The organism is Athalassotoga sp. (genome assembly GCF_049965695.1).
In the GTDB taxonomy this organism is placed as follows: Bacteria; Thermotogota; Thermotogae; order Mesoaciditogales; family Mesoaciditogaceae; genus Athalassotoga.
This window is the reverse complement of the sequence record NZ_JBMFWB010000008.1, coordinates 42,174-65,071: the sequence shown is the minus strand read 5'-3', so window position 1 is coordinate 65,071 and position 22,898 is coordinate 42,174. Positions and strand designations below refer to the sequence as shown.

20 protein-coding genes and 3 tRNA genes are annotated in these 22,898 nt (G+C 41.8%); all 23 read right to left on the bottom strand.

What is annotated here, in order from left to right; genetic code table 11:
- Window positions 1-2: 2 nt before the first annotated feature.
- A complete protein-coding gene (locus ACP5NR_RS03930) occupies window positions 3-809 on the bottom strand; it encodes a purine-nucleoside phosphorylase (protein ID WP_428005092.1) in 807 nt (268 codons plus the stop codon).
- Window positions 806-1,639, bottom strand: coding sequence for a purine-nucleoside phosphorylase (locus ACP5NR_RS03925; RefSeq protein ID WP_428005093.1), 834 nt, complete (start codon window positions 1,637-1,639; stop codon window positions 806-808). Before ACP5NR_RS03925 ends, ACP5NR_RS03930 begins: the two co-directional genes overlap by 4 nt.
- Window positions 1,605-2,591: a TIGR01212 family radical SAM protein gene (locus tag ACP5NR_RS03920; protein WP_428005094.1), complete on the bottom strand. Its 987-nt coding sequence runs from the start codon at window positions 2,589-2,591 to the stop codon at window positions 1,605-1,607. Before ACP5NR_RS03920 ends, ACP5NR_RS03925 begins: the two co-directional genes overlap by 35 nt.
- Entirely contained in the window at window positions 2,588-3,085 is a 498-nt protein-coding gene (locus tag ACP5NR_RS03915; protein ID WP_428005095.1) for a hypothetical protein, read from the bottom strand. The genes ACP5NR_RS03920 and ACP5NR_RS03915 overlap by 4 nt, the downstream gene beginning before the upstream one ends.
- Complete coding sequence (locus ACP5NR_RS03910) at window positions 3,048-4,295, bottom strand: amidohydrolase (RefSeq protein ID WP_428005096.1); 1,248 nt, start codon at window positions 4,293-4,295, stop codon at window positions 3,048-3,050. Before ACP5NR_RS03910 ends, ACP5NR_RS03915 begins: the two co-directional genes overlap by 38 nt.
- On the bottom strand, window positions 4,292-4,942 hold the full coding sequence (locus tag ACP5NR_RS03905; protein WP_428005097.1) for a class II aldolase/adducin family protein: 651 nt from the start codon (window positions 4,940-4,942) through the stop codon (window positions 4,292-4,294). The genes ACP5NR_RS03910 and ACP5NR_RS03905 overlap by 4 nt, the downstream gene beginning before the upstream one ends.
- Window positions 4,943-5,177: 235 nt before the next feature.
- Window positions 5,178-6,461 (bottom strand): metallopeptidase TldD-related protein, encoded by a 1,284-nt coding sequence (locus tag ACP5NR_RS03900; RefSeq protein ID WP_428005098.1) that lies wholly within the window; start codon window positions 6,459-6,461, stop codon window positions 5,178-5,180.
- Window positions 6,461-7,879 (bottom strand): TldD/PmbA family protein, encoded by a 1,419-nt coding sequence (locus ACP5NR_RS03895; RefSeq protein ID WP_428005099.1) that lies wholly within the window; start codon window positions 7,877-7,879, stop codon window positions 6,461-6,463. The genes ACP5NR_RS03900 and ACP5NR_RS03895 overlap by 1 nt, the downstream gene beginning before the upstream one ends.
- A gap of 2 nt (window positions 7,880-7,881) precedes the next feature.
- Window positions 7,882-8,481 (bottom strand): alpha/beta hydrolase family protein, encoded by a 600-nt coding sequence (locus ACP5NR_RS03890; RefSeq protein WP_428005100.1) that lies wholly within the window; start codon window positions 8,479-8,481, stop codon window positions 7,882-7,884.
- Between the two features lie 10 nt (window positions 8,482-8,491).
- Complete coding sequence (locus ACP5NR_RS03885; RefSeq protein ID WP_428005101.1) at window positions 8,492-8,914, bottom strand: threonine/serine exporter family protein; 423 nt, start codon at window positions 8,912-8,914, stop codon at window positions 8,492-8,494.
- Entirely contained in the window at window positions 8,911-9,675 is a 765-nt protein-coding gene (locus ACP5NR_RS03880) for a threonine/serine ThrE exporter family protein (RefSeq protein WP_428005102.1), read from the bottom strand. The genes ACP5NR_RS03885 and ACP5NR_RS03880 overlap by 4 nt, the downstream gene beginning before the upstream one ends.
- Window positions 9,676-9,939: 264 nt before the next feature.
- A complete protein-coding gene (gene rpoC, locus ACP5NR_RS03875) occupies window positions 9,940-14,946 on the bottom strand; it encodes a DNA-directed RNA polymerase subunit beta' (protein WP_428005996.1) in 5,007 nt (1,668 codons plus the stop codon).
- Between the two features lie 11 nt (window positions 14,947-14,957).
- Window positions 14,958-18,359 carry a DNA-directed RNA polymerase subunit beta gene (locus tag ACP5NR_RS03870; protein WP_428005103.1) on the bottom strand — a complete coding sequence of 1,134 codons (3,402 nt, stop codon included), beginning with the start codon at window positions 18,357-18,359 and terminating at the stop codon, window positions 14,958-14,960.
- 140 nt (window positions 18,360-18,499) lie between these two features.
- Complete coding sequence (gene rplL / locus ACP5NR_RS03865; RefSeq protein WP_428005104.1) at window positions 18,500-18,886, bottom strand: 50S ribosomal protein L7/L12; 387 nt, start codon at window positions 18,884-18,886, stop codon at window positions 18,500-18,502.
- A gap of 28 nt (window positions 18,887-18,914) precedes the next feature.
- Window positions 18,915-19,442, bottom strand: coding sequence for a 50S ribosomal protein L10 (rplJ, locus tag ACP5NR_RS03860; protein WP_428005105.1), 528 nt, complete (start codon window positions 19,440-19,442; stop codon window positions 18,915-18,917).
- A gap of 125 nt (window positions 19,443-19,567) precedes the next feature.
- The gene (rplA, locus tag ACP5NR_RS03855; RefSeq protein ID WP_428005106.1) at window positions 19,568-20,266 is read right to left on the bottom strand and encodes a 50S ribosomal protein L1; all 699 of its coding nucleotides are present in this window, start codon (window positions 20,264-20,266) and stop codon (window positions 19,568-19,570) included.
- 10 nt (window positions 20,267-20,276) lie between these two features.
- On the bottom strand, window positions 20,277-20,705 hold the full coding sequence (gene rplK, locus ACP5NR_RS03850; protein ID WP_428005107.1) for a 50S ribosomal protein L11: 429 nt from the start codon (window positions 20,703-20,705) through the stop codon (window positions 20,277-20,279).
- 47 nt (window positions 20,706-20,752) lie between these two features.
- Window positions 20,753-21,820, bottom strand: a complete 1,068-nt coding sequence (nusG, locus tag ACP5NR_RS03845) for a transcription termination/antitermination protein NusG (RefSeq protein ID WP_428005108.1) — start codon at window positions 21,818-21,820, stop codon at window positions 20,753-20,755.
- A gap of 63 nt (window positions 21,821-21,883) precedes the next feature.
- Complete coding sequence (gene secE / locus ACP5NR_RS03840) at window positions 21,884-22,081, bottom strand: preprotein translocase subunit SecE (protein ID WP_428005109.1); 198 nt, start codon at window positions 22,079-22,081, stop codon at window positions 21,884-21,886.
- A gap of 21 nt (window positions 22,082-22,102) precedes the next feature.
- Window positions 22,103-22,178, bottom strand: a tRNA-Trp gene (locus ACP5NR_RS03835).
- Window positions 22,179-22,183: 5 nt separating this feature from the next.
- Entirely contained in the window at window positions 22,184-22,342 is a 159-nt protein-coding gene (rpmG, locus tag ACP5NR_RS03830) for a 50S ribosomal protein L33 (protein WP_428005995.1), read from the bottom strand.
- A 14-nt stretch (window positions 22,343-22,356) separates the two neighbouring features.
- A tRNA-Tyr gene (locus tag ACP5NR_RS03825) sits at window positions 22,357-22,443 on the bottom strand.
- Between the two features lie 6 nt (window positions 22,444-22,449).
- Window positions 22,450-22,522: transfer RNA gene (locus tag ACP5NR_RS03820), tRNA-Thr, on the bottom strand.
- Between the last annotated feature and the right edge of the window lie 376 nt (window positions 22,523-22,898).

The window sequence follows — 22,898 nt, the reverse complement described above, 5'->3', positions numbered from 1 at the left end:
CTTCAGCAAGTTTTTTCTATTATGATTTTAACTATGGATATAAAATTGGATGAAACGCTATTTGCAACATCAAGCACTTCTTTTTCGGAGAGCGGCTGCTTGAGCACGCCTGCAGCCATGTTGGTAACACAAGATATGCCCATGACTTCCAGCCCAACATGATTTGCCTTTATTATCTCAGGTACCGTCGACATGCCGACCATATCCGCGCCCAACTTCCTTAACATCTTTATCTCAGCGGGAGTTTCATAACTCGGTCCTAACATCAAAGCGTAAGTGCCTGTTTCCAGTTTTTGGTTCATGTTTTTATAAAGTGCCTCGTTGGCCTTTTCGATCCATTCGTTAGAAAGCGGCTGCGACATATCTGGAAATCTTGGGCCTATCTTTTCATCGTTTGGACCGATCAAAGGATTTCTGAATGAAAAATTGATCACATCTTTTATAAAAACAAGTTGACCCGGAACAAATGAAAGTTTTATGCCTCCCGCCGCGTTAGTCACCAACAACTTTTTAACACCTATCATCTTCATAACCTCAACGGGATAGGCGACATCTTTGGGAGCATAACCTTCATACATGTGAAAGCGTCCGTTCATAAGCAAAACATGTTTTTTATTTACGGTGCCGTAGACCATTTCGCCTGCATGGCCCGGTGCCGTCGATCTTAAAAATCCCGGAATTTCTGAATAAGAAATGCGAATGGGATCTTCAACCTGATGTGCGAGTTTTCCAAGTCCGGATCCTAAAATAATCGCGACATCCACCTCTCCTATTTTCGATTTTAAAACTCTGACTGTCTCTTCGATCATTTGAGTTCGTCTCCAATTTCTTTTATAACGCCTTCAAAAATACTTGCTATCTGTATTCCGGTCTTTTCCGCAACTCTCAACACTTCTTCCGCCGTCAAAGGGGCTAAACCTTCCGGTATGGCGCGATCTGTGATGGCCGAGATCGCAAGCACTTTGATGCCGGCATGATTTGCCACGATGACTTCGGGCACCGTCGACATGCCAACGGCATCGGCACCGAGATATCTGAACATTTTCAATTCTGCGGGCGTCTCAAAGGACGGACCTGCAACCGCAACGTATACGCCTTTGTAATATTCGACGGGTAATTCTTTGGCCACGTCTTCGGCAATTGATGCAAGGTTTGAATTGTAAGCGTCTGACATGTCCGGAAATCTGACTCCCCATTCTTCGACATTTTTACCTATTAAAGGGTTATCTCCCATGAAATTTATGTGATCCGTTATTATCATCGGATGGCCGGGTTCAAACGCGTGGTTGAGTCCGCCGGCAGCATTTGTGAGAAACAAGTACTTGATTCCCATGAGTTGAAATGCACGCACTGCCATTGTAACTTCTTTCATGGAATAGCCTTCATAAAAGTGGAAACGGCCGTTCATAAGCACAACGTCCACATCATTCCATCTGCCAAAGATCATTTCACCCGCATGGCCTGGGGCAGTTGAAACTGGAAAATGCGGTATTTCCGAATATTTGATCTTCGTCTCGACATCTAAACTTTCTTTTATGACGGAAAGTCCCGAACCAAGCACTATGGCAATTCGAGGCTTACCCTTTACCTTCGATTTCAAAAATTCAACCGATTCTTTGACCATCTGAACGTATTCCATTTGAATTGCTCCTTTCGAAAAATTTCTTTCTCCAACTGCCACCGTCAAGATAATTGAAATCGCTGCCCTGAAATTTTGAATTCTTGATCATTTCTGCTTCTATTGAATTTTTTGCCTGAGCGGAAGAAAGTCCGATTGAGTAAATCGCATTTTCCGGAGGCGTTGATATTATTCTGTGTATGACGATTTGAGGATCAAGATGAGAGAGGAAGGCAACTGCCCTGTCAATGTATGATTTTGAATCCAAAGGTTTTATCTTGCCTTCAATGTAATCCTGACCCATTTTGGTACCGGCAATCAAATAAAGTGAGTGCATTTTGACACCATTCACTTTAAGCGCCGATAATATCTTTGCGCACGCGATCTCATCGTTTATAGTATCGGAAGGGAAATCCAAGATTACATGTGCGACGGTTTCAAATTCGTATTTGTTAGCCCTTAAAACCGAATCTATGAATTCTCCGACGGAATGACCGCGGTTAATGGCCACAAGTGTGTTTTCATTGACGGACTCAAGGCCAAATTCAACGAATATGTCAACCTTCCTTCTAAAAGATATCTCTTTTAAAAGTTGCGCTATCTCTTCCGAAAAAGCATCCGGTCTTGTTGAAATATCAAGGGCCACAACATCGTCGATGATCGCTTCGTTGTAAACTCTTTCAAGTTCTTCAATAGGGCCGTATGTGTTTGTGAAAGATTGAAAATATGCCATGAACTTTGTGGCTTTGTATTTCCCGCGGGCTATCTTCATTCCTTCCGTCATCTGGGTTTTAACTTCAAGATTTCTGAATCTGTTGGCAAAACCACTACCTGTTTCTTCGCAAAAGGTGCATCCGCCAAAGCCAACGGTACCATCGCGATTTGGACATGTTCTAAAGTGGGATATGGAAATTCTTTGAACCCTTGTACCATATTTTTCTTTAAGGTAAGGCGCCAATTCCCTGTAAATCAATTTTTCACGCTCCCGAAAACATTCATGAAATTTTCGACCTGCTTTTTTACGGATTCAAGATCGGCATTTCCGCTTGATTCAAGCACAAAGATCGTGTAATTTGAATACCAGGCGAGATATTTTGATGTTTTCAAAGTGCCCGAAAACCACCAAAGGCTACTGTTAAGGGCATTCCATGTGCCTGTTTTGGATTTTGCAAACGTATACCAAAGATCATGCATATCGAAAGAACTATCGAATTCTGCCGCGTTAAGATAAACGGTCGATCCGGTGGAGGCGTAAGTCACAGAGACAGTTCTCAATATTTTGGAAGATTTGTATCCGATGAATTGATCGGGTTTCACTTTTATCTCGTAAAATTTGACGGCATATCCTGCCGGCACAAAAGATCTAAGCGTGCTTATGTTGAACTTCGTCAAAAAGCATGAACTTAAGATCAAAGCCAGCGGTATCAATTCAAAGGCGAGAATTAACCTCGCTGTATGCTTTTTCAAAGTCTTCTATCACCTTCTTGCCGTCGACGGTGAGAAATTCTCCATCATAGATCCATTTTCCTCCTATCATGACACGTTTTATGGAAGCGGTATCAAGTGAATAAACGATGTTGGCAAGCATGTTTTCTTTGGGCACCATGGAAAAGTCATTGAGGTCTATCACAACGAGATCTGCGAGCATGCCGCTTTCAAGGGTCCCAACATCGAACGGTAAAGATTTTTTTGCATTCGATGTTGCCATTTTAATTATCTCTTCCAATTTCAATATCTTTGGATCATGAAGTTTTGCCCTCTGGAGAAGGGCACCAAACTTCATTTCGCTGAAAATGTTAAGGCTGTTGTTTGAAGCGGCCGAATCCGTGCCGAGTGTAACGTTGACACCCAACTCAACGGCTGCTTTTATAGGTGCTATTCCATTTCCGAGTTTGGCGTTTGAGATAGGATTGTAAGAAAGCGTCGATCCTCTTTTGGATATCAAACGCAATTCATCATCGTTAAGATCGGTTCCATGCGCTATGATGGTGTTTTTTTCAAATGCCCCTATCGAGTCAAGAAATTCAACAGATTCTATTCCGCTTTCTTTTTTGAAATTGGCCCTTTCATCCGGTGATTCAAGCAAATGAAATGTAACCGGCAGATCGTAATTTTTCGAAGTTTCAATTATCTCTTTAAAGTAATCCATCGAACACGTGTAAAGTGCATGCGGGCCAAAACCACCTTTCACAAGATCATCGTCGCGATGCTTTTTTATGAATTCCTCGGCAAGGTGCAGTTTCTTTCGCCCTTTTCCATCTGTGTCCGCGAGGCCTCTCGCCACGATTCCCCTTATACCGATATCTTTTGCAGCCTGATATATCGCGTCTTCGTAAAAATACATGTCGACAAATGTCGTTATTCCGTGTTTGACCATTTCCATAAATCCAACAAGGCTCCCAATGTAAACATCTTTTTCCGTCAATTTGTCTTCTCGCGGAAAGATATATTTGAAAAGCCAGTCGTTAAGATCCACATCTTCTGCGATACCTCTGAACAGGGTCATACCCGCGTGTGTATGTGTGTTAACAAGGCCGGGCATGATAAGCATACCATCGAGGTCCTCGACTTCTCCCATTGCAAAATCGCTTATTCTGTCATTTTCGATGTAGAGGGTTCGCTTTTCGAATGAAAAATCATTTTTCAATATCAATGCGTTCTTCAAAACTTTACTCATCTTTTCTCCTTTAGTTTTTTGTAGGAGTTAACGTATTTTTCGTAAAGCATCTTCACATCTTTATCACAAAGCGCGCGCGGCATTTTTCCGGTTTGAACGGCTACGATGTACATTTGCGCCGCTTTTTCACACATCTGTGCAGAAAGCATAGCATCTTCCATCGTTTGGCCAACAGCGGCCTGACCATGATTTGATATTATGACCGCGTTGTTATCGCCTATGGCCGTCACAACTTCTTCTGCAAGTTCTTCGGTGCCGGGCAATTTGTATTCTGTAACCTTTATTGTACCGCCTATAACCATCGCAACGTCTTCGACGAGAATCGGCACTTCTTCGAAGATGGAGGATGCCACAGAGGCATAAAGGCTGTGCGTGTGAACTATGGCATTCACGTCTTCACGCTTGGCGTAGAGGGCAAGATGCATTTTCAATTCACTTGAAGGCAAAAGTTTTCCTTCAATGACCTTTCCCGTTCTATCACACAAAACGATGTCTTCTTCCCTTATTTCGTCATAGGGTATGCCACTTGGGGTTATGAGTATATTCCCGTTTTCAAGTCTCATAGATACATTTCCCCATGTGCCTGAAACAAGTTTTAAATCTATTATCTGCTGGCATGCTTCCAGTATCGCTATGCTTTCTTTCATGTTTTACCTTCTTTCGATTTTTTTATGACAAATAAATTATATCATTATATACCGATTCAACTTTGATTGTGAAGTATGGGCTTCGGCAGGTGCCTCACTCGATGTCTGGTCCTCGCTGCGCTGCGGAGGCCATCGAGAGGGCATCCTACCCTCCGCCATGAATCGAGTTTTGTACTTCACTTTTAAAAGATTTTTAGTATACCAAGCCAACTTTAGATCCGGCATTATCTACCGTTTATAACTCTTTGCTTCCGGAAATTTTCAACCCGCTGATTTTCAAACTTTTAGGGCCGAAAAAATTATCCTCCTGCTGTGTTTCTTTTGAAAGTATGATCTCTTCCACATCAGATACGTTGCCCGAGATCGATCCGCCTGTCACGGGGATCAACTTTTCACCATCGCTATACCAGCCAAGTCTTATCTCCCCTCCAAAATCTCCCGTCATGGGATCTAACCCGAAGTCTGAAAAAGAGAGAATTTTGAGGTACTCTCCTTTTTGAAGATCGTCTTCGCCAACTTTACCGGCCTCAACGACGAAATTCGTCATATGACCCGTCGGTTCAATTCCAAGATAATGTGCGTATCTGATATCGCCCCATATATTTTCAACGACAGAATTATCGATGATCTTAACTTTTTTCACGGGAAAACCGTCTTCGTCGTAATCGATGGAATAAGCCGATCTTTCAAGGAAAGGATCTATCCACATGGTTATTCTGTCGCTTTTCGCGTTGTTTTGAAGATCCATACCGATTTTGGCATTTGAAAGATGCTCGTATATATACCTTGCCGATGTTTTGTAAAGATGATATTTGAAAAATTCTTTCACGGATTCTCCGGTTAAAATAACGGGAATATTCCTGATATCTGGAATTTTAACCGCACGGGATCTATCTTCTGTCGTTTTCATGGCATTTGCGATTTTGTCTTTTATAATTTCATCGTCAAATTTTGAAAATTGAAAGTTCCAATAAAGTTCGACTTCTTCTTTTTCGGCACGAGAGGTCGTTACAAATTCGACGTAAAGGCTAAGCAGGTCATTTGACACATCCACGCCTTTCGAATTGACTATTCTTTCTTGAATGTGATTCATAAAAATCTCGGAAGAATTTATCCATGTCTTTTCTAACCTCCCAGCGTACATGCAGGAAACAACTTCGTCGATCGAATTCGATAACGAGGCCTTTGCAAAAGACCTCTTTTTTCCCTCTGATGGCGTTGCAAGTGGATATGGCGTGTTTTTGACGAATTTGGATGAAAAGATATTTTCCTTTATCAAAGATTCAACATCGATTTCACCGGGATGAATCGTAAATTCAGACGATCCTCTGTACATTTTTCCATTTTCTTCGAAATCATGATATATCGTGACAAAAAATTTTTGAGTTTGTTTGGATCTGTTCATATCGAGTGCATCTTTGATAAAAAACAATTCTGATCCATCGACTTTTTTCTCTATTATCTTCCAATCATCGATCTCTTTTTGAAGTCGAAGATCGTTGATTATCTCGTCTATCATCATCCTAACCTCGCTTTGGCTTTTATGTAGGGGCCTCCAGAAGAAACTTTGACGAACTCTTTATAACCCTTGCCGCAACTTCCGACTCCCGATAATTCAAGATCATCCGAGATCATCGAAATAGAATTGAGCAAATCCGGAACGTATCCCGTCATGAGGATGGGAGAGAATATCTTATTTGTTATCTTTCCGTCTTTTATCTCTCTGCCGTAAAGAATCCAGCATTGGATTCCCCAATTTTTCGGGTCTTCCATTCCACTTGAGACCTTTTCGAGAAAATAACCATGCTTGACAGATGAAATCATATCTTCAAGTTTGTCATTTCCCCGAGCGAAAAAAGTATTTGTCATCCTTGAGTAGGCCTTTCTTTCGAAAGATTCTCTTTTACCATTTCCCGTTGGTTTCGTACCCAGCCTTAAAGCAGACATCAAATCCGATATCCCGGTCTTAAGTATGCCATGATCTATGACGACCGTGTCCGATCCGAATGTGCCCTCGTCATCAAAGAGATATGAAGAAACCTGTTTGGCAGCGGCGGCACCGTCATGCATCGTCACGAGATCGGATGCGACTTTTTTCCCAAGGTAAGAAACGGCTTTTGCCCTGTTTTTTACAAACATGTCCATCTCCACGCCGTGTCCAAATGCTTCGTGTGCTATAACTCCGGCGACATCCGGGGCACATATCACGTCGTATTCTCCAGGAGGGATTTTTTCCGAATCGAGCAACATTTCGGCTTCTGCAACGACTTTATCGACACCATGGATCATTTCATCAAGTATTTCAACTCCCTTCATGCCGGAAAAACCTTCGTACGAGTATTTCGTCTTTTCAGCCCGGGCAATTGCCTGAAGGTAACCTTGCGACCATACGTAACTTTGGCGAAGCAATTTTTTGGAAGAAACAAAAACTTTGTTTACCTGCACCTCTTCGTATGTAGACCAAAAATTCACGATCTTCGTTGACAATTGATGGGCATGCGCTTTCATCTTCAAAAGTTTTTCTATTTTTGTGCCGGGATCAACATCTTCAGGAAGAATCTCAACTTCACCTTCAAAACTGCTTTTAACCGGTTCTTCGATCACGCAAGGGCATTTTAAAACCTTACCGTGATTTTTAAACTCTTCGAACGATTTGACGAGATCATCGTTTACAAAGTCAATTACGTAAGAAGGATTTTTAATTTCGTTGAAAGAAAACTCCGAGTAATTAAGCCCATTGAAGACTCTAAGGACGAAGCCTCTTTCGTTCCAGTTGCTATCGCTTACGTTTGTCTCAACATCTGTTACCAAATATCTTTTCCCGTGGGTATCACTTCCAAGGATTGAAGCATATCCGTAAGTCTTAGAAAGAGCGGTGACGATTTCCTCAAGCATCGGTACTTTTGCATTCAAAAAATCAGAGAATTTGACCTGCATTTTTAAATCCTTTCAACCGATCTTAAAAACGTCGATATTTTGCTTTTGAGTTCGGCAGCAATCTCCGAATCTCTAAAAAGGTTTTGAGCATGGAGATTCCCGTTGAAAATAAGGGTTTCCGTCTCAAACGGAAGTGATTTTGAAATCTCGGTGGCCGTGTCAAAGACAAAATCTCCTTTTGAAAAAACGACAAGCGCTTTTTTGGCTTTTCCTTCAAGATCTGAAAAACTCTTTGGCAAGCCGGCCGGTGAAAGTAGCACAAGACCATCAACAGGTTTGCTGATTTCCAAAGCCCTGAGAGTTGCGGCGCCTCCCATGCTTGCCCCGATGACAGAAACACGTTTGTGATCTTTCAGCGCGTAATCTATCGCTCCAACGACATCAAACTCATACTTAAAATCTTTAGATTGTGAATTACCATAGCCACGAAAATTAAAGGGGATAGCGGAAAAACCCTGATCTTCAAGATATTTTGCGAGTGCCTCCCAACTTTGCATATCGAAAATCTTACCGTGTGCTAAAATGACCGCATGATCCGATTTACCAAAAATTTCTGCTTCTATTTTTAATCCGTCGTAACTTAAAAAAGTTATTTTTTCCATACATAACCTCCTACTTCTTTCTGAAGATTATCGTCGTGATCGCAACGGCAACCACCAGGCCTGTACCTATCGAAGCGGCAACCAAAAACGCGTTAAGCATCATCGTTGTGCCCTCGGTTGAATTGCCGATCACAAAGGCGTTCATGGCTTTGAATGCCATAAAACCTGGTACCAAAACCACTATTCCGCCAACTATCAAAGGTTGAGATGGAATATGCCTCAGACGTGAAAGAATTCTTCCAACCAATCCAATTACCAATGCCGCAAGTAAAGCCGATGCCACCATGCCATATCCGAGGGTTAAAGAGTAGACCAACCACCCTATAAAGCCTATACTTCCGCCAAGTACCGCATCCAAAGGGCTGGCATTGTAAAGCAGCGTAAAACTTCCGCTTGCAAGACCCGCAATAAGTGATTGAACGAGTAAATTCAAAATTTCATGCCTCCAACAAAGACACTGCCTGCTGATATTCCAAAAACGAGGGCCACCAACAGTGCGAGTGCTTCACTTTCTTTTATGGTCCCGGATATGACACTTCCCTGAGATATCTCTGAAAATCCGTTGGTTATAAGTAAACCGGGTACAAACAACATTATCGCGCCGGATATGATCCCGTTCAATGTGGACCCTTTGAAAATAGGCATCAATATCCATGATCCTATTGCTATAATCACGCCTGAACTGAATTGTTGAAAAAATCTGTTATCAAGTAAACGGATGTAATTCGTTGCCGCGTAAACTATGGCCCCCAGCGCCATCGATGCAAGAGCACTCATCAATCCTCCGACAAGTATGTATTCAAAGCCTCCACAGGCAAGAGCGGCGGCTATTAATTGAACGAAAATCGGATATGAAAAATCGGTGCTGAGGATAAATTTCAACTGGGAATGCGCATCTGAAAGATTCATCTTTCCATCAACGAATTTTTTTACAAGTGCATCTATTTTTATGAATTTGTCAAAATCACTTGAGAGATTACCGGTTCTTTTCGTCATCGTCATGACATTCCCGTTCGAGTCTTTTATCGTTATGTATATGACCGTGTAAATTATCGCGACGTCAACTTCAAAACCTAATTTATTTCCGATTTTGGATATCCATATTTCCGTTCTTGTCGTAGGAGAACCCGTTCTCATAAGAGCAGCCGCGGTATCAACCATGAAGTCAAGGGTTTTACCGATATCTTCTGCCAAGAAATCATCTCCCGTCAAATTATTATACTCAATCACAGGTGAATTTCGAAAATGTTAAAGCATACAAGTGACGGGTAACGCGTAACCGGTAACGAGTAAGCAGCCAAAAACAAAAGGCGATTCCAGTTCTTCGACTGGAATGACGGACAGAGGCGAATGCTGGGGTCGACGAAATACGGCGAATGGCCAATGGTGTATAAAAAAGGACATTAGAGTATGAAAAAAGGGGCACATACATGCCCCTTTGGTTTTACCAATTTATCTTTACGCCTGCTGTTCTTTTTTCATCTCTTCTCTCGATATTTTTGCGGCAGGGTGTTCTTCGATTTGAATGTTGTTGTATACTGAAAGTCCTGTACCGGATGGTATAAGTTGGCCTATTATGACATTCTCTTTTAACCCTTTGAGAAAGTCAGATCTTCCCTCAACTGCTGCCTCGGCAAGTATTTGCGGTGTCTGCTGGAACGACGCTGCACTTAAAAATCCTTCGCTTTCAAGCGAGGCCGTTGTTATTCTAAGTAGTTTTTGTTTGTACTCGATCTCGTTCTTCGTGTTTATTATATATCTATCACGTTTTTCTCCATCTTTGGTTACGACTGCCTTTACGCCTGCCTTCACCATATCTGAAACAACAGCGTCGGTCAGAATTTCTCCTGCTTTGGCAATTTCTTTGCCAACTTCGTCTATGCTAAGGACTGAGTAGGCAAGTTCTTTTCCGACGATCTTTTTTCTGTTTTCATCGACTTTTAAATTTTCTTTCCTTATATCTTCGTTTACCTTTTTGGCCTCTTCCAAAGAAAGCAAAGTGCCCGGCAGTATGTTTGTATCTCCGGCATCTGTGACTTCGACTTTGTTGAACATCTGTTTTATTATGACTTCAAAATGTTTGTCATGGATGTCCACACCCTGTTCAGCATAAACTCTTTTGACTTCTCGAAGTAAATATTGAAAAGAACTTTCGGTTCCTACTTTTTCGAGTAAATCCCTTGGCCTTATCGTTCCGGTTGTCAAAGGAGTACCACCTATGATTCGCTGTCCTTCCCTTACGCGTATCTGGGTTTTCTTAGGAACCGTGTAGTCATGAAGATTTCCTTCATCATCTTCGATGTATATTTTAACGGTTTTGTTTTCTTCCTGACTTATCTGTTTGACGTAACCGGATACATGGCTGAATATGCCTGAAACATCCTTTAGTTTCTTTCTTGCTTCAAACAATTCTTCGGCTCTCGGAAGACCCTGAGTTATGTCTCCTGTTGTCGCTATTCCTCCGGTATGGAAAGTCCTCATGGTAAGTTGGGTACCGGGTTCTCCTATTGACTGTGCCGCTATTATTCCGACGGCTTCACCTACATGGACGATCCTGTGGTTTGAAAGGTCCATTCCATAACATTTCTCGCAAACGCCGTTAGAAAGTTCGCAAGTCATAGGAGATCTTATCTTTATGTAAGGTCTTAACGTAATCGTATCGATATCCTCTTCGAAGAATTTCTTGGCCAATTCTGGTGTAACCCTTTCTTCGTACGTTGCGACCTCTTTTTTACCATTTTTGGAAAGTATCGGGGAAACCGTTACCCCGCCAACGCAAGGATAGATATCCGCTTTTATCTTGGAAAGGCCCAACTTTCTGGCCACGTTTACGACATTCTTCAAAGGTTCACCTTTTTTGAAGATCAATTTGGATGGTACCCCGGAAGACGTGCCTTTATCATCATCGTAAAGATCATCGGCAATTTCGGCATAATCTTTAAGATCGTTTATCGTATCGATCCTGACATCTTCGGCTTTGTGCACTTGAACTTCTTCTATTGTGCTGACGGCCTTATGTGCATCGTCTTCTTCCATCATCGTGTCACGCTCGTAAACGACCTCTTTTGTTTTTGGATTAACGACGTCTTCGGCAAGCACGCGACCAAAGAGAGAATCTTCCAATTTTTCTATCACGACATCGTCGTCTCTCAAGGTTTTGAGTTCTACGCCATTTTTGGTTCCACAATCTGTTTCTTTTATCGTCATCGATTGTGCAACATCGACAAGTCTTCTGGTGAGATAACCGGAATTGGATGTTCTTAAAGCCGTATCTGCAGATCCTTTTCGAGCACCGTGTGTGGATATGAAATATTCCATGACGTTTAGACCTTCTCTGAAATTGGAAAGTATCGGAACTTCTATCGTTTTGCCGGATGGATCTGCCATAAGACCTCTCATACCTGCTATTTGTTTTATCTGGTCAATACTTCCCCTTGCTCCGGATCTGACCATCATGAAAACAGGATTGAATATATCTTTGGACAATTCATCGTAAGTAACATCCTGAATCGCTTTGGTTGCATCTTCCCAAATTCTGACGATCTGCTCGTACCTTTGCTGTTGATTTATCATACCGTTGGAAAATGCCTCTTCAACTTTATCTATTTTTTGCTGAGATTTATTTATTATCTCTGGCTTCTTTTCGGATATAAGCACGTCTCTGACGGAAATCGTAACACCGGAGATTGTCGCATATTTGAATCCGAAATCTTTTATTCTATCAAGTACATCGGCCGTTGCATCTATATCAAAAGTTTTGAAGGCTTTGGAAACGATGTTTTTTATCTCTTTTTTATCGTAAGTTTTTGTGTAATCGACAAGTTCTTCAACTAATCCATCGTTGAATATGACACGACCAACCGTTGTGTCTTTCACAAGTTTTTCACAGCTGGTAAATTGCAACAGCACATCGATCGGCGTATGCAAGGTTATGTAACCTGTGTTGTACGCCAGCATCGCTTCTTCCGCGGACGAAAAAACGGTTTTCGGTTTTCGAAGTTTATCGTTTTTCATGGTCAGGTAGTACATTCCGAGTATGATGTCTTTGCCTGGCATCGAAAGTGGCTGACCATGAGCCGGACTGATGGTGTTGTATTTGGAAAGCATCAGGAACTTCGCTTCAGCCTGCGCTGCCGCGGAAAGTGGTATATGGACTGCCATCTGATCTCCGTCAAAATCGGCATTGAAAGGAGGACAAACAAGCGGATGAAGTTGAATTGCGTCCCCTTCTATCAATTTTGGTTCAAATGCCTGAATGCTGACTCTGTGAAGAGTAGGTGCCCTGTTGAGCAAAACTGGATGCCCTTTTATGACATCTTCAAGTACTTCCCAGGCCTCCGGCACTTCTCGCTCTATCATCATACGTCCCCATTTTCTTGCCGACTTGTCCGGATCGCTTTTGACAAGTTTCTGAAGCACAAATGGTTTGAACAATTCCATGGCCATTTTTTTCGGAATACCGCATTGATCTATCCTCAAAGTAGGCCCTACGACTATAACCGCACGACCGGAATAATCGACACGCTTGCCGAGCAAATTTCTTCTGAATCTGCCTCTTTTCCCTTTAAGCAGATCGGTCAAAGATTTCAAAGGTCTGTTGGATTTATCCATAACTGACTTGCCGCGTTTTCCGTTGGCGACCAAAGAATCAACCGCTTCCTGAAGCATACGCTTTTCATTTCTTACAATTATATCCGGAGCGTTCAATTCAAGCAGTTTTTTCAGTCTGTTATTTCTGTTTATGACTCTTCTGTAAAGATCGTTCAAATCTGTTGTGGCAAAACGACCTCCATCGATCTGAATCATAGGTCTAAGATCCGGCGGAATGACAGGTATCACGTCAAGCACCATCCATTCAGGTCTTTGATCGCTTTCGATAAGACTTCTTACCACATGAAGACGCTTGAGAATCTTCATTTTTTTGTTTGAAGCGGATTCCGGGATATTTTTCAATTCCGCTTCAAGTTTGGTCTCAAGTTCTCCGAGATCTATTTTCTCAAGCAATCTTTTGATCGCAGAGGCTCCGACATCTGCCGTTATTTTATCTTCGTAGATGTTTTTGTAAGCATCGTACTCGTTATCAAGGATAACATCCCCGATCTTTTTGCCTATTTCACTTGCCACCGCTTCGTCTATGTCCGTTATCATGACGACCGTTCTGTCGTTTTCTATCTCAAACTCTTTGTCAAACATTCCGGGATAATATTTTTCAAACACTTCGAGTTCTTTAACCGTCAGATCTTCGTCCTCGTAAACGAATCTATCGGCTACGTAATCTCCCGCTTTTATCTCCTGTCCGTCTTCAACGTAAGGCGTGATGCCTTCAAAAAGCGGGTATGATCTTTCAACTCTTTTCAATTCTCCTTTTTCCACGATGCTTATCTTGTCACTCGAGTTTGCAACGGTTTTGCCGTCTTCTCTTTGAACGACGGAAAGGTTTTTCCCGTAGAATATCGTTCCATCCATTGTGGCTCTTACAGCATCTATATGGGTGCCCGTGGTAAGCACTCTTCCTTTTTTAACTTTTTGATTGCTTTGAACAGTTGCTTTTGATCCGTAAGGAAGTGTGTAAGTTACCGGTTGAAATTTGGATGTCGGGAGCGGAAGCACTTTTATGGTCGATGTTATCTCGTCTATTTCGAACGTTCCATCGAAAGGAGCCTTGAAAGGCTCAACTTTGAGTTCATTTGCTATGATATCTCCGGTCTTAACCTTATCTCCCTCTTTGACAACCAATTCCATCCCACGGTAAATGTTGTATTCAACGCTTTTAGAATCTTCTGGTTTTATGGATTGAGAAACGTTAACCCATGTGATGATCCTGCCGGTGTTTGTCTTTTCGGCCTTTATAGAAACAAATCCGTCTATCTCCGATCTCACAGGGCCATGGGGAGCCTTTATCCTCACGGAATTCTCAACGTCGAATTCAAATTTGGTTTTGTATATGTTGTATTCAGTGATGTAAAGTTTATCTCCGATCTCAAAGTTCGTGCTTTTAGGATTTGTAACCATGTAAGACGCTTCGACAGTTCTTCTCGATCCAAAGTATATTATCTGCTCTATATCTTTTGGGGCTATATCGAGTAAGGTGGATATGTAATTGGGAATGTTTTTTAGATACCAGATATGAACCACCGGCACGGCCAGCGCGATATGTCCCATTCTTCTCCTGCGCGCCGTTTTTGATTCAACCGTGACACCGCATCTTTCACAAGTTGTGCCTTCGTACTTTTTTCCTTTGTACCTTCCACAAGCGCACTCGTAATCTTTGACAGGTCCGAAGATTTGCTCGCTGAAAAGGCCATCGGATTCAGGTTTGAAAGTTCTGTAATTTATGGTTTCCGGTTTTTTCACCTCACCTTTAGACCATTTCAAAATTGTTTCCGGTGAGGCAAGTCCTATTTCCACCCTTCCTATCTTATTTTGAGAAGGGTTCAAAACTATCTTGGGGTTATCTTCTGCCATTTTACCCCTCCTTAACGATCCAATTTAATTTCGTTGCCGTTATCATCGTAAACCTTAATATCAAGGGCCAAACCCTGCAATTCTTTCACGAGCACTTTAAAACTTTCAGGAAGATTAGAAATCGGAATGTTTTTCCCGCGCATTATCGCTTTGTAGGCTTCATTTCTTCCTTCGATATCATCTGATTTTATGGTAAGCATTTCCTGAAGTGTATGAGACGCGCCGTGCGCTTCAAGCGCCCAGACCTCCATTTCCCCGAACCTCTGGCCTCCAAATTGAGCCTTTCCACCGAGAGGTTGTTGATGTATCAAAGAATAGGGGCCTATAGATCTCGCGTGGATCTTGTCTTGCGCTATATGAATGAGTTTCATCATGTACATCACACCAACTACGACAGGACTGTTAAACACCTCACCAGTTCTGCCGTCTCTAAGCACAACCTTTCCATTCGGATAATTCGCGTCGTCTCCTTCCGTTAAGCCGTATTTTGCGCGCTCTTCGTAAAGAGGCGTAAAAATATCGCCCTCGGTAGCACCGTTGAAAACAGGCGTGGAAAAATACATGCCCTTTAACATTGCAAGCCATCCGAGATGCGTCTCAAGCACCTGCCCTATGTTCATCCTTGACGGAACTCCAAGCGGACTTAATATCATCTCTATCGGTGTTCCATCAGGTAAAAACGGCATATCCTCTTTTGCGACAATTCTGGAGACGACACCTTTGTTTCCGTGGCGTCCGGCAAGTTTATCTCCAACGGCAAGAGGCTTTCTGGTCGCAACGTAAACTTTCACCATTTTGTTTACACTTGAATCAAGTTCGGAGATATCGCCTTTTTCGAATATATGCACTCCTATAACTCTTCCATCGACTCCATGAGGCAATTTGAGCGATGTGTCTTTGACGTCTCTTCCTCTTTCTCCGAAGATCGATCTCATGATCTTTTCTTCGGCTGTCAATTCGCTGTCTCCTTTTGGCGTTACCTTCCCAACAAGGATGTCTTTTGGATGGACGAGTGAACCGACCCTTACTATGCCGTTTTCATCAAGATTTTTCAACAACTCTTTTGAAGCATTCGGTATGTCAGCGGTTATTTCTTCGGGCCCCAAACGCGTTTCGCGCGCGTAAGTTTCATAGACCTCAACATGCACAGATGTGAAAGCATCTTCTTCTATCAAAGACTGATTGACGATTATGGCATCCTCGAAATTATATCCTTCCCACGACATGAAAGCGACGAATACATTTCGGCCTAAGGCAAGTTCTCCCATATCCATGGCCGGTCCATCCGCTATACAATCTCCGGCGTCAACATGATCTCCAACATCAACTATCGGTATCTGATTTATACATGTGTCCTGATTTGTTCGTGAATATTTTATGAGTTTGTAAACATCTTCTCCGGAGTTATCATCTTTTTCAACGATTATTTCATTTGAGGAAACCTTTTTTATCTTTCCGGCATGTTTTGCCATGACTATCAAACCGGAATCCCTTGCAACATATTTTTCCATTCCGGTTCCTATCAAAGGTGCTTGAGGATTCACAAGAGGCACACCCTGCCTTTGCATGTTCGAACCCATCAAAGCCCTGTTGGCATCATCATTTTCAAGAAATGGTATCAGAGCGGCCGATATGCTGACGATTTGTCTTGAGGAAACGTCTATGTAGTCAACTTCTGCCTTGTTGACGTAACGATAACTTTCCATGAATCTTACCGTTACCCTTTCATCCGCCAAAGTGTTATCGGGATTTATCTTGACGTTTACCGGTGCTATGTTGTAATTTCCCTCTTCATCAGCCATAAGGTAATCTATTTTATCGGTTATTTTACCATTATCGACTTTTCTGTAAGGAGTTCTCAAAAAGCCGTATTCATCTATCTCGGCAAATATGGCCATCGAGGTTATAAGACCTATGTTTGCACCTTCTGGAGTTTCTATCGGGCACATACGTCCATAATGAGAATGGTGAACGTCGCGTACTTCAAATCTTGCCCTTTCACGTCTTAATCCTCCCGGCCCAAGGGCAGATATCCTTCTTTTGTGTGTCAATTCTGCAAGAGGATTCACCTGATCCATGAATTGAGAAAGTTGACTTGAAGCAAAAAATTGTTGAAGCGTCGCCATTACCGCCCTTACGTTTATAAGACTTTGAATGTTTATCTTATCAAGCGAATTGTACATGTTCATTTTGTCTTCTATCATCTTTTGAACTCTCGAAAAGCCGCGTTCAAATTCGAGTTTCATGAGTTCTCCGGCAGTTCTGACTCTTTTGTTGCCAAGATGATCTTTGGTATCGAGCCTTTCTTCGTGATTTTCTATGTCAAGCAAGTACCTAATCGATGCGATTATGTCTTCTTTGGTGAGTACCATCGAATCATTTTTAAGTCCGAGTTTTGTGTTTATCTTTGCCCTTCCTATTTTTGTGAGATCGTAATGCTCGGGATCAAAGTAAAGACTGTTAAAATAACTTTTAGCCACGTTTATCCTCGGAATTTCTCCAGGTCTTAATTTTCTGAAGAATTCTATATACGCATCATCCGAAGTCATGTCTTTTTCAACGTCATCAAGATTCTCAACGGTTTTTTGCAGGTAAGGATGTGCTATGGTCATCTTCTGAATTTTGGCCTCAAGTATTGAAGGAATCATTTCTTCCTCAAGTTTTTCACCGGCATGTATCAGGACATTTCCGTTTTTATCGGTTACATCTTCAAGCAACACAGAACCTCTTCGAAAAACAAGTTCATCTTCATCTGCCGGAATAGCAACGGGATACAGTTTCATCATTTCCATAGGTGTGACGTAATCAAAAATTTTAAGCAACAAAGGTAATTTTATCTTTTTCTTTCTGTCTATTCTTGCCTGAAGGATGCCTTTTTTAACGTTCAGCAAAATCTCAAGCCATGCACCTTTTTCGGGAAGAAAATGCGCAAAAAAAGTTGGAACTCTTTCAGAACCTTCGAATTCCTGAACGAAATAGACACCTGGAGATCTGACAAGTTGATGAACAACGACTCTCTCGGCACCGTTTATTATGAAGGTGCCACGTTCTGTCATGATCGGAAGATAACCGAAAAGAGCTTCGTCTTCTTTTATTTCGTTTGAATGGATGTCTTTTATCCTTATCGTTATGTAAAGCGGCACGCTGTAAGTGGTATCTTTCAGTTTGCATTCTTCTTCGGTGTATTTCGATTCACCTGTTCTCGAACTTACAAATTCGAGTTTAAAACCCTTTTCTCCTTTCTTAACATCGGCCTTGTGCGGCTTTGATTCTATCGGAGAAAATTTTTTCAAAACTTCCATTATGCCTTTTTCAACGAATTCTTTGTAAGAATCGATTTGTACGGATATAAGGTTTGGGACATCAATGGCATCTTTCATTCTTCCATAAGAGTACCTTTCCCGTTTTTCCACCTTTTCACCATGCCTTTCTTTTAAATGCAAAACCTCTCTCACTATATTTAAGCAAAAGTACCCCATCAGAATCTTTACAATTCCGATGAGGTTGAGTTTCAATTTGAATATGATTTTTTGTACGAAAAGATTAGATCAAATTATTTTAACTCTACGACCGCTCCTGCTTCTTCTAATTTAGCCTTTATTTGATCTGCCTCTTCTTTCGCTGCATTTTGCTTGACGATGGCATCTGGAGCACCGGCCTTGTCAACAAGATCCTTTGCTTCTTTAAGTCCAAGATTCGTTATTTCTCTGACGACCTTTATGACTTGCAACTTCTTGTCTCCGGATTCCTTGAGCACAACGTTAAAAGATGTTTTTTCCTCTTCCTTAACTGGTTTCTTGTCTCCAGCCGCAGGTGCAGCGGCAACCGCAACAGGTGCAGCAGCGCTAACGCCAAACTTTTCTTCAAGCGCTTTTACGAGTTTCGCAAGATCCCCTACACTCATTTCTTCAATTGCCTTTATTATTTCTTCATTCGTCATTTTAAAACACCTCCATGATATTCAAAAATCAATTTGATTTTTTACTTCCAACTTCATTCAAAGCGTAAAGCAACTTTTTAAGCGTCCCGGAAAGCACAGCGTGTAAAGCGTATATCGGTGCCTGAAATTGGCCAACGAGTTGAGCGATGAGCACATCTCTCGGTGGCAGATTGGAAAATTCTTTTGCCTGATCGGCGGTTATGAAATTTCCTTCGAACAAACCTGATTTCACAACTAAAGCATTTGCGTTTTCATCAAGAAAATTGTAAAGCGATTTGAGAGCCAAAACAGGATCATCTTGAGCATACATTATCGCCGTTGTACCTTGAAGATGATCTTCGACTCCATCCGGATAGAGATTGATCTTTTTCAACGATATTTTCAACAGCGTGTTTTTTACAACTCTGTATTGTGCATTAACCTTTGAAAGTTCTTCTCTCAACTTGCTTATCGTCTCGACGCTCATACCTTTATAATCGGTGAAAAGTACCAATTGAGACTTGGAAAGCGAATCGGTAAGTTCATCGATTATCATGGCTTTTTGCTGTTTTTGCATGGTATACCTCCTTCAAAAAAAACGGCCCCTTTAAGGCCGTTGATCTTCATTATCTGAAAATTCAAGATCACGTGCCTCGGCGGGAAGGCATCAACCTTTAAAATCCCGCTGTCTTTGGCTGTGAATCAGGCTTCAAACTGACTGATATCCAGTTTTATGCCAGGACCCATGGTAGAACTCACGACTAATTTTTGTAAAAATCTTCCTTTAACTCCCTGCGGCCTCAACGCATTTATCTGTTGAACGGCTGATTTTATGTTCTCGCTTAGTTTGTCAGATTCAAATTCTTTCTTTCCAACCGGTAAATGGAGATTGCCAGTCTTATCATTTCTCACTTCAACCCTGCCGGCTTTAAAAGACTTTACGGCCTCGGCGATGTTAGGCGTAACGGTACCTGATTTTGGAGAAGGCATAAGACCTCTCGGACCAAGCACTTTACCAAGTTTACCCACAAAACCCATGGTATCCGGAGAGGCTATGGCAACATCGAAATCCAAAAATCCTTCGGACGCTATTTTCTGGGCAAGTTCTTCACCGCCAACGTAATCCGCTCCGGCAGCCCTTGCGGCCTCGGCATTTGGCCCTACTGCAAAAACAAGCACTTTAACGCTTTTACCAGTGCCGTTCGGAAGGGTTATTGTATTTCTAACTTGCTGTTCGTTCTTTTTCGGATCTATGCCTGTTTTGACGGACATTTCAATCGTTTCGTTGAATTTGACGGTTGAAGTTTCTTTTATCAATCTAACGGCATCTTCAAGAGAATATAATTTGTTTCTGTCAACCTTTTTGACTGCTTCGGTGTATCTTTTAGAATGCTTTGCCATTTTATTCACCTCACCCGACTACTTCTACGCCCATGCTTCTGGCAGTTCCGGCAATTATACGGGCGGCAGATTCAAGATCCTGAGCATTGAGATCAGGCATTTTGACCTTTGCTATTTCGAGAAGTTGGGCTTTGGTTATTTTTCCAACTTTGTTCTTGTTAGGTTCTCCAGATCCATTTTCTATTCCGGCGGCCTTTTTTATCAATATCGAAGCCGGAGGAGTCTTTGTTATGAAAGTGAAAGACCTATCCTCGTAAACATTTATTATCACCGGCAAAATCATTCCGGCTTGTTTTGCCGTTTCGGCGTTGAATTGTTTACAAAAAGCCATTATATTCACGCCATGCTGTCCTAAGGCCGGCCCTACCGGTGGGGCTGGTGTTGCTTTACCTGCGGCAATCTGAAGTTTCACTTGCCTTATCAACTTTTTTGATGCCATAAAAACCTCCTTGTGGTATTTTCGGGAACTAAACCCTCCCACTGATTCTATGAAACTGCTTTCTCAACTTCGGAAACGCTTAAAACAACCGGAGTTTCCCTTCCGAAGATCGTAACCATAACTGTTATCTCTTTTTTATCAGGTTTGACCTCTTTAACGGTGCCGGCAAAGCCTTCAAAAGGCCCGCTTTTTATTTTGACACGTTCTCCTATCTCAAGATTTATGTTAACCTTTACCTCTTCAGAAGCCTTGGAACTCTTCTTTTCAACCATCAAACTTGAGATCAATTTTTCATCTCTTGTCTTGAGTGGAATGGGCTGACCTGCATTTGAAACGAAATTTATCACATGCTCGGTATTTTTGACTATCTCCCAACTTTCTTCGTTCATAAACATTTCAACGAAAACGTATCCAGGAAAAAGCCTTTTGGATATAACTTTGGAGATCTTGACTTCCTTGTAAGCACCGAAAACATCTATTTCAACTATACCGGCCGTCGGAGATGTGAATATCTTCTTGTCTGCTATTTTATCTCCGGCACGTATCGATTTGTTAATTCTTATAGATTTATTAAAGCACTCAAGCGGAACAAAATAAAAATCGTCTTCTTCTCCATCTTGAGGATGAATTACAACTTTTTTGACGCGATCGTTCTGAACGACCTTACCATCGATCTCGCAAAAAACGGACTTGTCCTTTGCGATTGGCATTCCTTCGGTCAGTTTGGCACCCAACCTTATACCGTTTTCTATACCGGTAGTGGAAGGAATATAATAAGTTCTGCTATTTTTTCGATCGATAGATTCTATCACGAGTTTTCTCATATTTTTGACTTCGATTATCTTTCCATCATGCTTCGAATGCACTTCTGGAAGTTCTGCTATCATTTGATCTTTTGTGATGTCTTCACCTGAATTAACGTGAAATTTTGCCGTCGAAGGAATCCTTATCTTTTCAACAGGTCCGCTTTTTATGTCAACAACTTTTTCCTGCGGTATAAAAACTCTTCCTATGAAATCGAAAAGATTCATCTGATCACGTTTTTGTTCTATCGATTCTTTTACCGTTTCTTCCAGACCAGCATAAGTCTGGACTATATACCATGATTTTTTCATTTTAACTCCAAAAACAAAATTTTAGAGTGATTTGATCACCCTTGAGTTGATCTGTCGATTCGCTTATCTTATGCCAAGCGCCGAAAGCAACCACGTCGTTAAACTTGAAAATCCAAGATCAAGAAGCCAAAAATAAACTCCCGTCACGATCAAGATCAAAAGCACTATTCCGGCCGAAGAAAACAACTTCGCCCTTGTCGGCCAATTGGTCTTTTGAGCCTCACTTCTGACTTCTCTTACAAATTTACCTACATCTGCCATCTCATTCACCTCGCAAAAACATGGCAGGCCCGGTAGGGATCGAACCCACAACCCCCGGTTTTGGAGACCGGTGCTCTGCCAATTGAGCTACGGGCCTACTTTTCACTTAACTTCTTTGTGAACAGTATGCTTCTTACATTTCGGACAATACTTTTTAAGTTCTAATTTTTCTTTTTGCCCTTTGCTTTTTTTCACAACGTAATTTCTCGATTTGCATTCAGTACATTCCAAAGACACGAAATTTTTAGTGTTTTTAGCCATTTTGCACCTCTCAATGGTGGAGAGGGATGGATTTGAACCATCGAAGGCGATCCGCCAACGGATTTACAGTCCGTCCCCATTGGCCACTCGGGCACCTCTCCTTTAACAGCCAGCGAAGGGACTTGAACCCCCGACCAACTGATTACAAATCAGTTGCTCTACCGACTGAGCTACGCTGGCACTCCTTGCGTATTCTACAACATATCGAAAGAATTTGTCAAGCAATTGACATTGAAAATTTTTGGGAGTATAATCCTCTTTGGCTTAAGGAGGAAAAGATGATTTCTTACGTGAATTTTTGGGAAAGTATGGTTTATATTACCTTTCCTTGCAAAGGAGATCAGCAGTGGTTTTCCTTTCCAATTGATTTTCAACATTTGAATATACAAAGGACACCTTTTAAAGGTGTCCTTTTTTTATATGCGGAATTAACCTTAAGAATCGAATATCTATTAAGTTCCGATATTAGCTTCGGTAGGATGCCCATGAGGAAGCCCCCGCAGCGCAGCGAGGACAGATTCCGAAGTGGCACCTGCCGGAGCTAATATTTTGAATC

What these genes read in the sequence shown, in the direction of transcription:
- rpmG (WP_428005995.1), bottom strand. Translation starts at nt 22,342, where the DNA reads ATGGCTAAAAACACTAAAAATTTCGTGTCTTTGGAATGTACTGAATGC.
- secE (WP_428005109.1), bottom strand. Translation starts at nt 22,081, where the DNA reads ATGGCAGATGTAGGTAAATTTGTAAGAGAAGTCAGAAGTGAGGCTCAA.
- rpoC (WP_428005996.1), bottom strand. Translation starts at nt 14,946, where the DNA reads ATGGCAGAAGATAACCCCAAGATAGTTTTGAACCCTTCTCAAAATAAG.
- ACP5NR_RS03925 (WP_428005093.1), bottom strand. Translation starts at nt 1,639, where the DNA reads ATGGAATACGTTCAGATGGTCAAAGAATCGGTTGAATTTTTGAAATCG.
- rplK (WP_428005107.1), bottom strand. Translation starts at nt 20,705, where the DNA reads ATGGCATCAAAAAAGTTGATAAGGCAAGTGAAACTTCAGATTGCCGCA.
- ACP5NR_RS03900 (WP_428005098.1), bottom strand. Translation starts at nt 6,461, where the DNA reads ATGATAGACGAGATAATCAACGATCTTCGACTTCAAAAAGAGATCGAT.
- ACP5NR_RS03890 (WP_428005100.1), bottom strand. Translation starts at nt 8,481, where the DNA reads ATGGAAAAAATAACTTTTTTAAGTTACGACGGATTAAAAATAGAAGCA.
- ACP5NR_RS03905 (WP_428005097.1), bottom strand. Translation starts at nt 4,942, where the DNA reads ATGAAAGAAAGCATAGCGATACTGGAAGCATGCCAGCAGATAATAGAT.
- rplJ (WP_428005105.1), bottom strand. Translation starts at nt 19,442, where the DNA reads ATGCAAAAACAGCAAAAAGCCATGATAATCGATGAACTTACCGATTCG.
- ACP5NR_RS03910 (WP_428005096.1), bottom strand. Translation starts at nt 4,295, where the DNA reads ATGAGTAAAGTTTTGAAGAACGCATTGATATTGAAAAATGATTTTTCA.
- rplL (WP_428005104.1), bottom strand. Translation starts at nt 18,886, where the DNA reads ATGACGAATGAAGAAATAATAAAGGCAATTGAAGAAATGAGTGTAGGG.
- rplA (WP_428005106.1), bottom strand. Translation starts at nt 20,266, where the DNA reads ATGGCAAAGCATTCTAAAAGATACACCGAAGCAGTCAAAAAGGTTGAC.
- ACP5NR_RS03930 (WP_428005092.1), bottom strand. Translation starts at nt 809, where the DNA reads ATGATCGAAGAGACAGTCAGAGTTTTAAAATCGAAAATAGGAGAGGTG.
- ACP5NR_RS03895 (WP_428005099.1), bottom strand. Translation starts at nt 7,879, where the DNA reads ATGCAGGTCAAATTCTCTGATTTTTTGAATGCAAAAGTACCGATGCTT.
- nusG (WP_428005108.1), bottom strand. Translation starts at nt 21,820, where the DNA reads ATGAAAAAATCATGGTATATAGTCCAGACTTATGCTGGTCTGGAAGAA.